Genomic DNA, 13,695 nt, shown 5'->3' with positions numbered 1-13,695 from the left:
CCTGACGATCACCGCCGAACAACAAAGGGGCCTCCTATACCACTTGGAGGCCCCTTTGAAGTGCAACTTCTGTTATTCGGCGCAAACCGCTGAAAACTCACCTGAGGTCAGGTTACTGTCAGTTCCGTGTTCGCTGCAGAACGTCGTCAGTTGATCCTCGAAATGGTGCGTGCCAACGGGGCGGTATCGCTCCGTGAGCTCGCCCGCGTCGTCCAGACCTCCGAAGTGACCGTACGGCGGGACGTGCGGGCACTGGAGGCAGAAGGACTCCTCGACCGCCGGCACGGCGGTGCGGTCTTGCCGGGCGGTTTTACGCGGGAGTCCGGCTTTCCGCAGAAATCCCATCTCTCCACCGCGGAGAAGACTGCCATCGCCGACCTGGCCGCAGGCCTCGTCGGCGAGGGCGAGGCCATCGTGGTCGGCGCCGGCACGACCACGCAGGAGCTGGCCCGCCGGCTCGCGCGGGTCCCCGGCCTGACCGTCGTCACCAACTCCCTGCTGGTGGCCCAGGCGTTGGCCCATGCCAACCGCGTCGAAGTCGTCATGACCGGCGGCACCCTGCGCGGGAGCAACTACGCGCTGGTGGGCAGCGGGGCCGAGCAGTCCCTCCATGGGCTGCGGGTCTCCCGGGCCTTCATCTCCGGGAGCGGTCTCACGGCGGAGCGTGGTCTGTCCACCTCCAACATGCTCTCGGCCAGCGTCGACCGGGCGCTCGTGCAGGCCGCCGCGGAGGTGGTCGTCCTGGCGGACCACACCAAGCTCGGCTCGGACACCATGTTCCAGACGGTGCCCACCGAGCTGATCACCCGCCTGGTGACGGACGAGCCCCCGCTCCACGACGAGCGGGCCGCCGCCGAGCTCCAGTCCCTGGCGGACCAGGGCGTGGAGATCACGGTGGCCGGCACGGACGCGGACGCGTCCGGCGGGGACGGCTCCCCACCGGGGCGTCAGCCCCGCCGGGACATGCCGCTCCCCGGCCAGCGGCGCACGCAGAACGGCGGTCTCGGGCCGCAGCTCCGCAGCGCTTCCGCCTTGGCGGACGTGCCGGGCGAGCAGCGGGCCCGGGTGGCGGACCTGCGGCGGCGGTAGGTCCGCCTGTCAGCCTCTCCGGCGTTTGAGGAGCGGGGTCCGGGGCGGAGCCCCGGGTTCGGGAAGGGGCGGGGCGGGGAGAAGCCCCGCGCAGCGGCCGAGCACGCCGGCCGCGGGGCCCGCTACTTCAGCCCCGCTACTTCAGGCCCCGCAAGGTCAGCCGCAGCAACCGCTCCGCCAACTCCGGGTCGTCGGGCGACTGCTCGGCCGCCAGCGCGATCGCGTTGGTGAGCTGGAGCAGATCGTCGATCGAGACGTCGGCCCGCACCGACCCGCTCTCCTGGGCCCGGCGCAGCAGCCCCGCGCCCGCCTCCCGGAGCGGCAGATGGCACTGGACGAGTGCCGAGGTCCCGTTGCGCGAGGCCGACATCAGGCCGTGGGCCAGGCCGCGGTACTCACCCGCATGAGTGACGATCGCACCCAGCCAGTCCACCAGCGCCCGGCAGGGGGCTTCCGCCGCCGCCAGCTCCCGGGAGCGGTCCAGGAGCGAGCTCAGGGCGTCCTGGAAGACCGCGTTCATCAGGGCGTCCCGGTTCGGGAAGTGCCGGTAGAGGGTGCCGATGCCCACCCCCGCCCGCCGGGCGATGTCCTCCAGCGACGCGTCCGTGCCGTGCTCGGCGAAGGATCTGCGAGCCTCGCCCACCAGCCGGTCGTGGTTCCGGCGCGCGTCCGCGCGCATCGGCCGGACCGGCGGTCCTGCCGTGCTCGTCTCCATCGGGATCGCCCCTGCCATGGCTTCCGCCCCTCCCTCGGTCCTCGGACCTCGGACCTTCTGTGGGTTCCAGGATGCCACTGTGACGAAGGGGCCCGGCCCGCGTCATCACGACGTGGACGGGCCCCTTCGGGGTGCGGCGGGCGGTCAGTCCTTGATCTCGCAGATCAGGGCGCCGGAGGAGACGGAGGCGCCGACGGCGGCGGTGAGGCTCTTGACGGTGCCGGAGCGGTGCGCGTTGAGCGGCTGCTCCATCTTCATGGCCTCCAGGACGACGACGAGGTCGCCCTCCTTGACCTCCTGGCCCTCCTCCACCGCGATCTTGACGATGGTGCCCTGCATGGGCGAGGCGAGGCTGTCGCCCGAGGCGGCCGAGCCGGCCTTCTTCGCGGCGCGGCGCTTGGGCTTCGCGCCGGCGGCGAGGCCGGTGCGGGCCAGCGACATGCCCAGCGAGGACGGCAGCGACACCTCCAGGCGCTTGCCGCCGACCTCGACGACGACGGTCTCCCGGCCGGCCTCGTCGTCCGTGTCCCCGTCGGCGGGGGCGGTGAAGGGCTTGATGTCGTTGACGAACTCGGTCTCGATCCACCGGGTGTGGACGGTGAACGGGTCCGCCGTGAAGGCGGGGTCCGCGACGACGGCACGGTGGAAGGGGATGGCGGTGGCCATGCCCTCGACGGTGAACTCGGCGAGCGCGCGGGCGGCGCGCTGGAGCGCCTGTTCGCGGGTCGCGCCGGTCACGATGAGCTTGGCGAGCAGGGAGTCCCAGGCCGGGCCGATGACCGAGCCGGACTCGACGCCCGCGTCGAGGCGGACGCCGGGCCCGGTCGGCGGCGCGAAGGTGGTGACGGTGCCGGGGGCGGGCAGGAAGCCGCGGCCCGGGTCCTCACCGTTGATACGGAACTCGAAGGAGTGACCGCGCAGCGCGGGGTCGCCGTAGCCGAGCTCCTCGCCGTCGGCGATGCGGAACATCTCGCGTACGAGGTCGATGCCCGTGACCTCCTCGGTGACGGGGTGCTCGACCTGGAGTCGGGTGTTGACCTCCAGGAAGGAGATCGTGCCGTCGGTGCCGACGAGGAACTCGACCGTCCCGGCGCCGACGTAGCCGGCCTCCTTCAGGATCGCCTTGGACGCCGCGTACAGCTCGTCGTTCTGCGCCTGCGTCAGGAAGGGGGCCGGGGCCTCCTCCACGAGCTTCTGGTGGCGGCGCTGGAGCGAGCAGTCACGGGTGGAGACGACGACCACGTTGCCGTGCTGGTCGGCCAGGCACTGGGTCTCCACGTGGCGGGGCTTGTCGAGGTAGCGCTCGACGAAGCACTCGCCCCGGCCGAACGCCGCGACGGCCTCGCGGACCGCGGAGTCGTACAGCTCCGGGATCTCCTCCAGGGTGCGGGCCACCTTCAGGCCGCGACCGCCGCCGCCGAAGGCGGCCTTGATCGCGATGGGCAGTCCGTTCTGCTCGGCGAACGCGACGACCTCGTCGGACCCGGAGACCGGGTCCGGGGTGCCGGCCACCAGCGGGGCCCCCGCGCGCTGGGCGATGTGCCGGGCGGCCACCTTGTCGCCCAGGTCACGGATGGCCTGCGGCGGCGGGCCGATCCAGGTCAGCCCGGCGTCCAGGACGGCCTGGGCGAACTCCGCGTTCTCCGACAGGAACCCGTACCCGGGGTGGATCGCGTCCGCCTCCGAGTCCTTGGCGGCCTGCAGCACCTTGGCCATGTCCAGATAGCTGGCGGCCGGGGTGTCACCGCCCAGGGCGAACGCCTCGTCTGCGGCCCGGACATGCAGCGCGTCCCGGTCCGGCTCGGCGTAGACCGCAACGCTCGCGATCCCCGCGTCCCGGCACGCCCGAGCAACGCGGACAGCGATTTCGCCACGGTTGGCGATGAGCACCTTGCGCACGATGACTCCCTCCTGGAAACAAGCTGAGTTTAGGGACTACCGACACGGCTGTACGACCCGTCCCCATTGGTGAGCTTGCCCACACGGAGTGTGATCCGAGGCTTGCCCCAGTAGTGAAATCCCTTGTGGCACCACGGTACGCCGCGATCCTCAACCGCACAGTAACCAGCCGGTGTGGTGCAGGTCTCTGTCTTTAGGGTCAACGCCTCACGGCATTTCTTTGTGGAGTCCCTACGAACGGTCGATGGATTCTTTGCCCGGCGTACGGGCCTGTCCGACCCCTTGTCCGAAGGAATACCCATGAGTAGGGTCCGCGCTACGCACGTACCGCAGGTAACAGGGGGTGGATCGGTCATGCGCAGACCGGTGGCGCTGGTGACCGCGCTCGTGCTGTTCGGGGAGGCGGTGGGCATCGTGCTCATCAACGCCGTCCTGGCCACGGTCGCCGAGAACCAGAACATGTCGCTCGCCGGCCTGGACCCGGACGCCATGTCCACCGGCACCTGGGTGATGGGCGGCGTCGGTGGGCTGCTGCTGGTCCTGTGCGGGCTGATCGCCCTGCTGGCCGGGGCCCGCGACCGCGCTCCGGGGCGCTTCGGACGCCTCGCCCTGATCGGCTGCGCGGTCGTGCACGGCGTCCTCGGCGCGGTCACCGTCGGCCTGGTGGGCTGGAGCGCCTTCGCGTTCATGATGCTCGTGCTGGCCCTGCTGGTGCTCACCCTGCTGGCATACGGACCCGAGACCCGGGCCGAGGACGGGGTGAGCGACGGGGCGGGCCCGGCGGCGGCGCGGACACCCGCTGGAAGCCCGTCCGCCGGGGCCGCCGCGGGTCTCGGACCCACAGCTCCGTGACAGATCAGACCTACGGCTCCGGGACAGATCAGACCCACAGCTCCGTGACGGAGACGTCCAGCTCGCCCAGCAGTCGGCGCAGCAGCGGCAGCGAGAGCCCGATGACATTGCCGTGGTCGCCCTCGATGGAGTCCACGAACGGCGCCGAGCGGCCGTCCAGGGTGAACGCCCCCGCGACGTGGAGCGGTTCGCCCGAGGCCACATAGGCGGCGACCTCGGCGTCGCTCGGCTCGCCGAACCGTACGACCGTGGACCCCGTCGCCGAGGCCGTACGGCCGGAGGCGGTGTCGATCACGCTGTGCCCGGTCCGCAGGACGCCCGACCGGCCGCGCATCGACTTCCAGCGGGCGGTCGCCTCCTCGGCGTCGGCCGGCTTGCCCAGCGCCTCGCCGTCCAGCTCCAGCACCGAGTCACAGCCGATGACCAGGGCGCCCGCCGCTTCGGCGCGCCCCGCGACGGCCGCCGCCTTGGCCCGGGCCAGGACGAGCGCCAGCTCGGCGGGGGTCGGTGCGCCGAGGGCGTCCTCGTCCACCCCGCTGACGATCACCTCGGGAGCGAATCCGGCCTGCCGCAGCAGACCGAGACGGGCGGGGGAGGCGGAGGCGAGCACGAGACGGCGCTGATCAGTCATGCGGGCCATCGTAGAAGGGCCCGCGGGGGACGTGCGGCCACGGGCCCGGCTCTCAGCGGAAGCCGAGGACGGACATCGCCACCAGCATCGACAGCGCCAGCAGGACACCCACTCTGCGCATCATGTCCTGGGCGTCGCGCAGTTCCTTCGGCGGCTCGTTCTCGGGGTCGGACCACAGCATGCTCCCGATCCTGCTGCGCCGCCCGCCCCAACGCCTGAGTACGGGTACTCAGAGCCGCCCCCGTGCGGACGGGGGCGGCTGCGCGCCTCAGGCCGGCCAGTACGTCCGCGCCCAGGCCCGGGGGCCCGGCTGCGGGCTGCCGGCGCGGGCGATGCGCCCCGGGTCGGACCACTGCTCGGGCGGCAGCGGCGCGCCCGACGAGACGGCGGACGCCGCCACGGCGCGCGCCCGGACCACCGCCAGTGCGGCGGCCAGCTCCTCCGGGGTGGGGTTGCCCCGTACGACCTTGATCATGGGCAGACCTTTCTGCGAGCGGCTGATGGGGCCTAGAGCGGAATGTTGCCGTGCTTCTTCGGAGGCAGGGATTCCCGCTTCGTACGCAGCTGACGCAGCCCCTTCACGATATGGGCCCGGGTGTCGGACGGCATGATGACCGCGTCGACGTAGCCGCGCTCGGCCGCCACGTACGGGTTGAGCAGCGCGTCCTCGTAGTCCGTCATCAGCTCGGCCCGCGTCGCGTCCGGGTCCTCGGCGGCCGCGATGGTGCGGCGGTGCAGGATGTTCACCGCGCCCTGGGCGCCCATGACGGCGATCTGGGCGGTCGGCCAGGCGACGTTCAGGTCGGCGCCCAGGTGCTTGGAGCCCATCACGTCGTACGCGCCGCCGAACGCCTTGCGGGTGATGACGGTGATCAGCGGGACCGTCGCCTCCGCGTAGGCGTAGATCAGCTTCGCGCCGCGTCGGATGATGCCGCCGTACTCCTGGTCCACGCCCGGCAGGAAGCCCGGCACGTCCACGAAGGTGATGACGGGGACGTTGAACGCGTCGCAGGTGCGGACGAAGCGCGCGGCCTTCTCGCTGGCGTTGATGTCCAGGCAGCCGGCGAACTGCATCGGCTGGTTGGCGACGATGCCGACCGGGTGGCCCTCGACCCGGCCGAAGCCGGTGATGATGTTCGGCGCGAACAGGGCCTGGGTCTCCAGGAACTCGCCGTCGTCCAGCACGTGCTCGATCGCGGTGTGCATGTCGTACGGCTGGTTCGCCGAGTCCGGGATGAGCGTGTCCAGCTCGCGGTCCTCGTCGGTGGTGGCGAGGTCCGCCTCCTCCGGGAAGGCCGGGGCCTCGGAGAGGTTGTTCGACGGGAGGTAGGACAGCAGCGACTTGACGTACTCGATGGCGTCCTTCTCGTCGCCCGCCATGTGGTGCGCCACCCCGGAGGTGGTGTTGTGCGTACGGGCGCCGCCCAGCTCCTCGAAGCCGACGTCCTCGCCGGTGACCGTCTTGATGACGTCGGGGCCGGTGATGAACATGTGCGAGGTCTGGTCGACCATCACCGTGAAGTCGGTGATCGCGGGGGAGTAGACCGCACCGCCCGCGCACGGGCCGACGATCAGCGAGATCTGCGGGATGACCCCGGAGGCGTGCACGTTGCGGCGGAAGATCTCGGCGAACAGGCCGAGCGCGACGACGCCTTCCTGGATGCGCGCGCCGCCGCCGTCGTTGATGCCGATGACCGGACAGCCGGTCTTCAGCGCGAAGTCCATGACCTTGACGATCTTCTCGCCGTAGACCTCGCCGAGCGAACCGCCGAAGATGGTGAAGTCCTGCGAGTACACGCAGACCGGGCGGCCGTCGACCGTGCCGTAACCGGTGACGACACCGTCCCCGTACGGGCGGTTCTTCTCGATGCCGAAGTTGGTGGAGCGGTGCCGGGCGAACTCGTCGAGCTCCACGAAGGAGCCCTCGTCCAGCAGCAGCCCGACCCGCTCACGGGCCGTCAGCTTGCCCTTGGCGTGCTGCTTCTCGACCGCGCGGGCCGAACCGGCGTGCGTCGCTTCGTCGATGCGGCGCGTCAGGTCCGCGAGCTTGCCCGCGGTGGTGTGGATGTCGCTTAGCGGCTCGGACATCGGGGGGCGGCTCCCTGCCTGGTCACGGGGACGACGTCTGGCACCGGTCACGGGGGGACGGCCAGCCGTCAGTCCGGCTCTGGCTACTGACTCGTAGGGTATCGGCGCGCCTCCGGAAAGGCAGTGCGTCCTTTGCCACACCTAGGCTGGGTTGCATGACACCACCGGATGCGCCACACAACCGTTGGTCGGACCTCGACCGGCCGCCCCTCAACGTGACCGCGCTGCGGCGCGGACTGCTGCGGCCGGACGCGCTGTGGACGTCGCTGGAGGTCGTGGAGTCCACCGGATCCACCAACACCGACCTCGCCGGGCGGGCCCGTGGCGGGGCGGTGGGCGAGGGCACGGTGCTGGTCGCCGAGGAGCAGACCGCCGGGCGCGGACGGCTGGAGCGGACCTGGACCGCGCCGCCCCGCTCAGGGCTGTTCCTCTCGGTCTACCTGGAGCCCGGCGACGTCCCGGTGGAGCGATGGGGGTGGGTGCCGCTGCTGGCCGGGGTCGCCGCCGCGACCGGCCTCGCGAAGTCGGCGGGTGTCGACATGTCGCTGAAGTGGCCCAATGATCTGCTGGTCGCGGTGGAAGGGGAGGAACGCAAGACGGGCGGCATCCTCGGCGAGTTCGCGGGGGACGGCATCGTCGTCGGCCTGGGCGTCAACGTCTCGCTCCGCGCCGACGAGCTGCCCGCGCCCACCGCCGGATCGCTGGCGCTCGCCGGAGCGGTCTCCACCGACCGCGAGACGCTGCTGCGCGCTGTCCTGCGCTCGCTGGAGGAGTGGTACGGCCGGTGGAAGGCGGCGGACGGCGACGCGGCCGCGAGCGGGCTCCAGGCCGCCTACGCGGCGGGCTGCGCGACGCTGGACCGGACCGTGCGGGCGGAGCTGCCGGGGGGCGCGTCCCTGGTCGGCGAGGCGGTCGCGATCGACGGGGACGGGCGTCTCGTCCTCTCCACCGAGGGCGGGCTCCAGCGGCCGGTGTCGGCCGGGGACATCGTCCACCTGCGGGGCGCGGCGGGCGGCCTGACCTGACCGGCCGTGTGCCCGCGGCGGGCGTACCGGTGGATACGGCGTATGCCGGAGATGTCACGCGCGACGCACCGATGACGGACAACCAAGGACGTGAGCTGGGGCACACCTGCCGTATCGTTGAGGCGATCCAGCGACAGATCGGCAGGGCAGTGCGCAGGGAACGGGCAGGAGGCGGCTGGTGACCGTCGGCGACACGACGTCCGGCGCGGGTGAGGAGCCCGGGTCGGACTCCTCGGTCCACGCCACACCCCACCACGAGGTCGACCACACGGTGGAACCGACCGACGACCCCCTCGCCATCCGCCTCGAAGCGCTGATCCTGGGGGCCGACCGGCGCTACACGCCCTTCCAGGCGGCCCGCACCGCCGGGGTCTCCATGGACCTGGCCTCCCGGTTCTGGCGGGCCATGGGCTTCGCCGACATCGGCCAGGCCAAGGCGCTCACCGAGGCGGACGTGCTCGCCCTGCGCCGGCTCGCCGGTCTCGTCGAGGCGGGGCTGCTCAGCGAGCCGATGGCGATCCAGGTCGCCCGCTCCACCGGGCAGACCACCGCCCGGCTGGCCGAGTGGCAGATCGACTCGTTCCTGGAGGGGCTGACCGAGCCGCCCGAGCCGGGCATGACCCGCACCGAGGTCACGTATCCGCTGGTCGAACTGCTGCTCCCGGAGCTCCAGGAGTTCCTCGTCTACGTGTGGCGGCGCCAGCTCGCCGCCGCCACCGGCCGGGTCGTGCAGGCCGCGGACGACGACGAGATGGTCGACCGGCGGCTCGCCGTCGGCTTCGCGGACCTGGTCGGCTTCACCCGGCTGACCCGGCGCCTCGAGGAGGAGGAGCTGGGCGAACTGGTCGAGTCCTTCGAGACGACCGCCGCCGACCTGGTCGCCGCGCACGGCGGCCGGCTGATCAAGACCCTCGGCGACGAGGTCCTCTTCGCCGCCGACGACGCGGGCACGGCCGCCGAGATAGCGCTCCGGCTGATCGAGGCCATGTCCCAGGACGAGACGATGCCCGCCCTGCGCGTCGGCATCGCCTTCGGCACGGTCACCACCCGGATGGGCGACGTCTTCGGCACCACGGTGAACCTCGCCAGCCGGCTCACCTCGATAGCGCCGAAGGACGCCGTCCTGGTCGACGGGGCGTTCGCCAAGGAGCTGATCCGGCACGGCGACGCCCCGGAGTCCGAGGCGCAGGCCGCCGAGGCCGTCGCGGCCGCCGCCGAACGGGGCCGGGTCGCCGAGAAGGAGGGCCGCGAGCCCGACGACGAGCCGCCGCTGCCCACGTACCGCTTCGGGCTCCAGCCGATGTGGCAGCGCCCGGTGCGCGGGCTCGGCGTGGTGGAGCCGTGGCTGCTGGCCCGGCGGGGCAAGACCGGCTCCTGAGCGCGGCCGTCCCTTCGTTCGTTACGTTTCCGTCCCCGGCTCGCCCTGTCGGGGGCGGTGCCGTCCTGTCTAGGATCGGTGACGGTAACGCACGTTAACGGGCCGTCCGCCCCACCAGAAAACGACAGGGGTGCAGTCTTGACCGTCACGTCCGAGCAGCGGTACGGGGAGTTCGTCGTCGTACGACGGCACGCGGGGCAGGACCACGTGGCCGAGCTGGTCCTCGACCGGCCCAAGGCCATGAACGCCGTCTCCACCGACATGGCCCGCTCCATCGCCGCAGCCTGCGACGCACTCGGCGCCGACCGGGACGTCCGGGTTACCGTCCTGACCTCCAGCCATGAGCGGGCCTTCTGCGTGGGCGCGGATCTCAAGGAGCGCAACTCCTTCACCGACGCCGACCTCGTACGTCAGCGGCCCACCGCCCGCGCCGCCTACACCGGGGTCCTGGAGCTGCCGATGCCGGTGATCGCGGCCGTGCACGGCTTCGCCCTCGGCGGCGGCTTCGAACTCGCCCTCGCCTGCGATGTCATCGTCGCCGACGCCACCGCCGTGGTCGGGCTGCCCGAGGTGTCCGTGGGCGTCATCCCGGGCGGCGGCGGTACGCAGCTGCTGCCGCGCCGGGTGGGGGCGGCGCGCGCCGCCGAGCTGGTGTTCAGCGCCCGCCGCGTCGAGGCCGCCGAGGCCCGCGAACTGGGGCTGGTCGACGAGCTGGTCGAGGCGGGCCGGGACCGCGAGGAGGCCCTCGCGCTGGGCGGCCGGATTGCCGCCAACTCGCCGGTCGGGCTGCGTGCGGCCAAGAAGGCGCTCCGGCTGGGGCAGGGGCTCGATCTGCGGGCGGGCCTGGAGGTGGAGGACGCGGCCTGGCGGTCGGTGGCCTTCTCCGGGGACCGGGCGGAGGGGGTGGCCGCGTTCAACGAGAAGCGGCGCCCCGACTGGCCCGGCGAGTGAGCCGGAATGCCGGTTGCGCAGAGTGAGCACCCTGCCGGGAAATAGGTGGAATTAGTTACGCTTCAAACTGATCAAAAGGTGACAAATCTACATAGGCTGTAGGAATGGGTGGTGACGATGAGCGGCTGCGAGCCGTGGTTTCGCTTGCGCAGACCATGGCCGCGGCCTACACGCCGCGCGAATCGTGGCGGGCGGCGGCGCTGGGCGCCTGCGAGGCGTTGAGCGGCAGTTTCGCCGCGCTCTCCGTGTGGGAGCGGGACCGGGGCAGGCTGCGGGTGCTGGTGAACGCGGGGCAGCGGGCCGAGGGGGAGGAGGAGTTCCCCGAGGAGGAGGCCTACCCGGTCCATGAGTTCCCGGAGATCACCGAGTTCCTGCACGAGCGCTGGGCCGGCGGCGGCGAGCCCGACGCCTGGGTGGAGACCGCCGACGGGCAGCCCGGCGCGGGCGGTCCGGCGCGCGGCGCCCGCCCGTACTGCCACCAGCGGGTCGCGGCGCTCCGGCGGCGTGGCCGGGGCTGCTGCGTGGTCGCGCCGATCGTGCTGCACGGCCGGGCGTGGGGCGAGCTGTATGTGGCGCGGCCGGCCGGGCAGCCCGTCTTCGACCGGGCCGACGCGAACTTCGCGACCGTGCTCGCCGCCGTCGTGGCCTCCGGGATCGCCCAGACCGAGCGCCTGGAGGAGGTCCGCAAGCTGGCCTTCACCGACCCGCTGACCGGTCTGGCGAACCGCCGAGCGGTCGACATCCGGCTCGACGAGGCCGTCGAGCGGCACCGGGCCGACGACACGGTCGTCAGCCTCGTCGTCTGCGACCTGAACGGCCTCAAGGCGGTGAACGACACCCACGGCCACGCCGTCGGCGACCGTCTGCTGGAACGTTTCGGCTCGGTGCTGTCGCTGTGCGGGGCGATGCTGCCCCAGGCGCTGGCCGCCCGGCTGGGCGGCGATGAGTTCTGCCTGCTCGCGGTGGGCCCCCCGGCCGACGCGGTGGTCGGCGTCGCCGCCGAGCTGTGCGACCGGGCGGCGGTGATCGAGCTGGGCGACGGGGTCGCCTGCGGGGTCGCCTCCACCGGTGACCCGATCGGCCCGGTGCGCTCGGCCCGCAGGCTCTTCCGGCTCGCGGACGCCGCCCAGTACCGGGCCAAGGCCGCCCGCTCGCTGGGCCCCGTGGTGGCCGGGCGGGACGGCGAGGTCATCCGGCTCGCGGACTCCCCGCCGAAGTCCGCGCACGACCGGCGCAGGCTGCGCGGCAACCGGCCGTGAGCCCGGGAGGCCCGCAGTTCGGGCTGAGCGCGGGCGTGCGTCGGCGCGGTGGCGCATCGGTCGGTCTCGGCGCGCGGTGGAGGTGCGTCGGGTCTCCGTGCGGTGGTGGCGCGTCGGGCCCCGGCGTGGTGGACAGGCCGCTCACGGAACCACGCTGTCCCGTAAGGGGCCCTGCACGGCACCACTAGTGACATGAAGGCTTTCAATACGTACGCTGCTGAATATGGATATGCACACTGTTGTGGTGGGGACGTCCGGAACCACCGCCGAGGACGTCGTCGCCGTGGCCCGCCACGACGCCCGGGTCGAGCTCTCCGCCGCCGCCGTGGAAGCCCTGGCCGCCGCCCGTCTCATCGTGGACGCGCTCGCCGCCAAGCCCGAGCCGGTCTACGGCGTCTCCACCGGCTTCGGCGCCCTCGCCAGCCGCCACATCAGCCCGGAACTGCGGGCGCAGCTCCAGCGCAACATCGTCCGCTCGCACGCGGCCGGCATGGGCCCCCGCGTCGAGCGCGAGGTGGTCCGCGCGCTGATGTTCCTCCGGCTGAAGACGGTCGCCTCGGGTCACACCGGCGTACGCCCCGAGGTCGCGCAGACCATGGCCGACGTGCTGAACGCGGGCATCACGCCCGTCGTCCACGAATACGGCTCGCTCGGCTGCTCCGGCGACCTCGCCCCGCTCTCGCACTGCGCGCTCACCCTGATGGGCGAGGGCGACGCGGAAGGCCCCGACGGCACCGTCCGCCCGGCCGGCGAGCTCCTCGCCGCGCACGGCATCACCCCGGTCGAGCTCCGCGAGAAGGAGGGCCTGGCCCTCCTCAACGGCACCGACGGCATGCTCGGCATGCTGGTCATGGCCCTCGCCGACCTGAAGAACCTCTACACCTCGGCCGACATCACCGCCGCCCTCTCCCTGGAGGCGCTGCTCGGCACGGACAAGGTCCTCGCCCCCGAGCTGCACGCCATCCGCCCGCACCCCGGCCAGGGTGTCAGCGCGGACAACATGGCGCGCGTGCTGGCTGGTTCCGGCCTGACAGGCCATCACCAGGACGACGCGCCCCGGGTCCAGGACGCCTACTCGGTGCGCTGCGCCCCCCAGGTCAACGGCGCGGGCCGCGACACCCTCGACTACGCGGCCGTGGTCGCGGGCCGCGAACTGGCCTCCTCCGTCGACAACCCGGTGATCCTGCCCGACGGCAGGGTCGAGTCCAACGGCAACTTCCACGGCGCGCCCGTCGCCTACGTCCTGGACTTCCTCGCGATCGTCGCCGCCGACCTCGGCTCGATCTGCGAACGCCGCACCGACCGGCTGCTCGACAAGAACCGCTCGCACGGCCTGCCGCCGTTCCTCGCGCACGACGCCGGGGTCGACTCGGGCCTGATGATCGCCCAGTACACCCAGGCCGCCCTGGTCAGCGAGATGAAGCGGCTCGCGGTCCCCGCCTCCGCCGACTCCATCCCGTCCTCCGCGATGCAGGAGGACCACGTATCCATGGGCTGGTCCGCCGCGCGCAAACTCCGTACGGCCGTGGACAACCTGGCCCGGATCGTCGCCGTCGAGCTGTACGCCGCGACCCGCGCCGTCGAGATCCGCGCCGCCCAGGGCCTGACCCCCGCCCCCGCCTCGCAGGCCGCCGTGGACGCGCTGCGGGCCGCCGGCGCCGAGGGCCCGGGCCCGGACCGCTTCCTCGCGCCGGACCTGGCCGCCGCCGACACGTTCGTACGGGAAGGGCGCCTGGTCGCGGCCGTGGAGCCGGTCACGGGGCCGCTGGCCTGAGCCGGGTCCCGTACGCACGGAAGGCTTTCGGAGG

Annotated in this window: 13 protein-coding genes; 7 read left to right on the top strand and 6 right to left on the bottom strand. The window is 72.5% G+C overall.

Going from position 1 to position 13,695, the window contains the following annotated elements; all coding sequences use genetic code 11:
* The first annotated feature begins 126 nt into the window (after positions 1–126).
* The gene (locus tag N7925_RS12330) at positions 127–1,089 is read left to right on the top strand and encodes a DeoR/GlpR family DNA-binding transcription regulator (protein ID WP_265599705.1); all 963 of its coding nucleotides are present in this window, start codon (positions 127–129) and stop codon (positions 1,087–1,089) included.
* A 136-nt stretch (positions 1,090–1,225) separates the two neighbouring features.
* Here N7925_RS12330 and N7925_RS12325 read toward each other — a convergent pair whose 3' ends face one another.
* Positions 1,226–1,804 carry a TetR/AcrR family transcriptional regulator gene (locus N7925_RS12325; protein ID WP_443032342.1) on the bottom strand — a complete coding sequence of 193 codons (579 nt, stop codon included), beginning with the start codon at positions 1,802–1,804 and terminating at the stop codon, positions 1,226–1,228.
* Positions 1,805–1,948: 144 nt separating this feature from the next.
* On the bottom strand, positions 1,949–3,703 hold the full coding sequence (locus tag N7925_RS12320; RefSeq protein ID WP_265599703.1) for an acetyl/propionyl/methylcrotonyl-CoA carboxylase subunit alpha: 1,755 nt from the start codon (positions 3,701–3,703) through the stop codon (positions 1,949–1,951).
* A 354-nt stretch (positions 3,704–4,057) separates the two neighbouring features.
* On the opposite strand from N7925_RS12320, the gene N7925_RS12315 reads away from it, so the two are divergent.
* Positions 4,058–4,555, top strand: coding sequence for a hypothetical protein (locus N7925_RS12315; protein WP_274343888.1), 498 nt, complete (start codon positions 4,058–4,060; stop codon positions 4,553–4,555).
* A 28-nt stretch (positions 4,556–4,583) separates the two neighbouring features.
* On the opposite strand, the gene N7925_RS12310 is transcribed toward N7925_RS12315, so the two are convergent.
* From N7925_RS12310 to N7925_RS12295, 4 genes are all read right to left on the bottom strand, one after another.
* Positions 4,584–5,195: a nucleoside triphosphate pyrophosphatase gene (locus tag N7925_RS12310; protein WP_274343887.1), complete on the bottom strand. Its 612-nt coding sequence runs from the start codon at positions 5,193–5,195 to the stop codon at positions 4,584–4,586.
* A 43-nt stretch (positions 5,196–5,238) separates the two neighbouring features.
* Positions 5,239–5,367 carry a morphogenic membrane protein MmpB gene (gene mmpB, locus N7925_RS12305; protein ID WP_265599700.1) on the bottom strand — a complete coding sequence of 43 codons (129 nt, stop codon included), beginning with the start codon at positions 5,365–5,367 and terminating at the stop codon, positions 5,239–5,241.
* Positions 5,368–5,454: 87 nt separating this feature from the next.
* Positions 5,455–5,661 carry an acyl-CoA carboxylase epsilon subunit gene (locus N7925_RS12300; RefSeq protein ID WP_274343886.1) on the bottom strand — a complete coding sequence of 69 codons (207 nt, stop codon included), beginning with the start codon at positions 5,659–5,661 and terminating at the stop codon, positions 5,455–5,457.
* A 32-nt stretch (positions 5,662–5,693) separates the two neighbouring features.
* Complete coding sequence (locus N7925_RS12295; protein WP_265599698.1) at positions 5,694–7,274, bottom strand: acyl-CoA carboxylase subunit beta; 1,581 nt, start codon at positions 7,272–7,274, stop codon at positions 5,694–5,696.
* 155 nt (positions 7,275–7,429) lie between these two features.
* Here N7925_RS12295 and N7925_RS12290 point away from each other — a divergent pair, with 155 nt between their 5' ends.
* The 5 genes from N7925_RS12290 to hutH all read left to right on the top strand — a co-directional run bounded on the left by N7925_RS12290 (position 7,430) and on the right by hutH (position 13,661).
* A complete protein-coding gene (locus N7925_RS12290) occupies positions 7,430–8,299 on the top strand; it encodes a biotin--[acetyl-CoA-carboxylase] ligase (protein ID WP_274343885.1) in 870 nt (289 codons plus the stop codon).
* A gap of 178 nt (positions 8,300–8,477) precedes the next feature.
* Positions 8,478–9,677, top strand: coding sequence for an adenylate/guanylate cyclase domain-containing protein (locus tag N7925_RS12285; RefSeq protein WP_265599696.1), 1,200 nt, complete (start codon positions 8,478–8,480; stop codon positions 9,675–9,677).
* Between the two features lie 138 nt (positions 9,678–9,815).
* Positions 9,816–10,628: an enoyl-CoA hydratase/isomerase family protein gene (locus N7925_RS12280; protein ID WP_265599695.1), complete on the top strand. Its 813-nt coding sequence runs from the start codon at positions 9,816–9,818 to the stop codon at positions 10,626–10,628.
* A gap of 104 nt (positions 10,629–10,732) precedes the next feature.
* Positions 10,733–11,887 carry a GGDEF domain-containing protein gene (locus tag N7925_RS12275; RefSeq protein ID WP_274343884.1) on the top strand — a complete coding sequence of 385 codons (1,155 nt, stop codon included), beginning with the start codon at positions 10,733–10,735 and terminating at the stop codon, positions 11,885–11,887.
* A gap of 223 nt (positions 11,888–12,110) precedes the next feature.
* Positions 12,111–13,661 carry a histidine ammonia-lyase gene (gene hutH / locus N7925_RS12270; RefSeq protein WP_274343883.1) on the top strand — a complete coding sequence of 517 codons (1,551 nt, stop codon included), beginning with the start codon at positions 12,111–12,113 and terminating at the stop codon, positions 13,659–13,661.
* Positions 13,662–13,695: the final 34 nt, after the last annotated feature.

Origin of the sequence: Streptomyces sp. CA-278952, assembly GCF_028747205.1 — a bacterium.
Lineage (GTDB): Bacteria > Actinomycetota > Actinomycetes > Streptomycetales > Streptomycetaceae > Streptomyces.
Note: the sequence above shows the minus strand (reverse complement) of the source record. Positions and strands in the feature narration are given on the sequence as shown.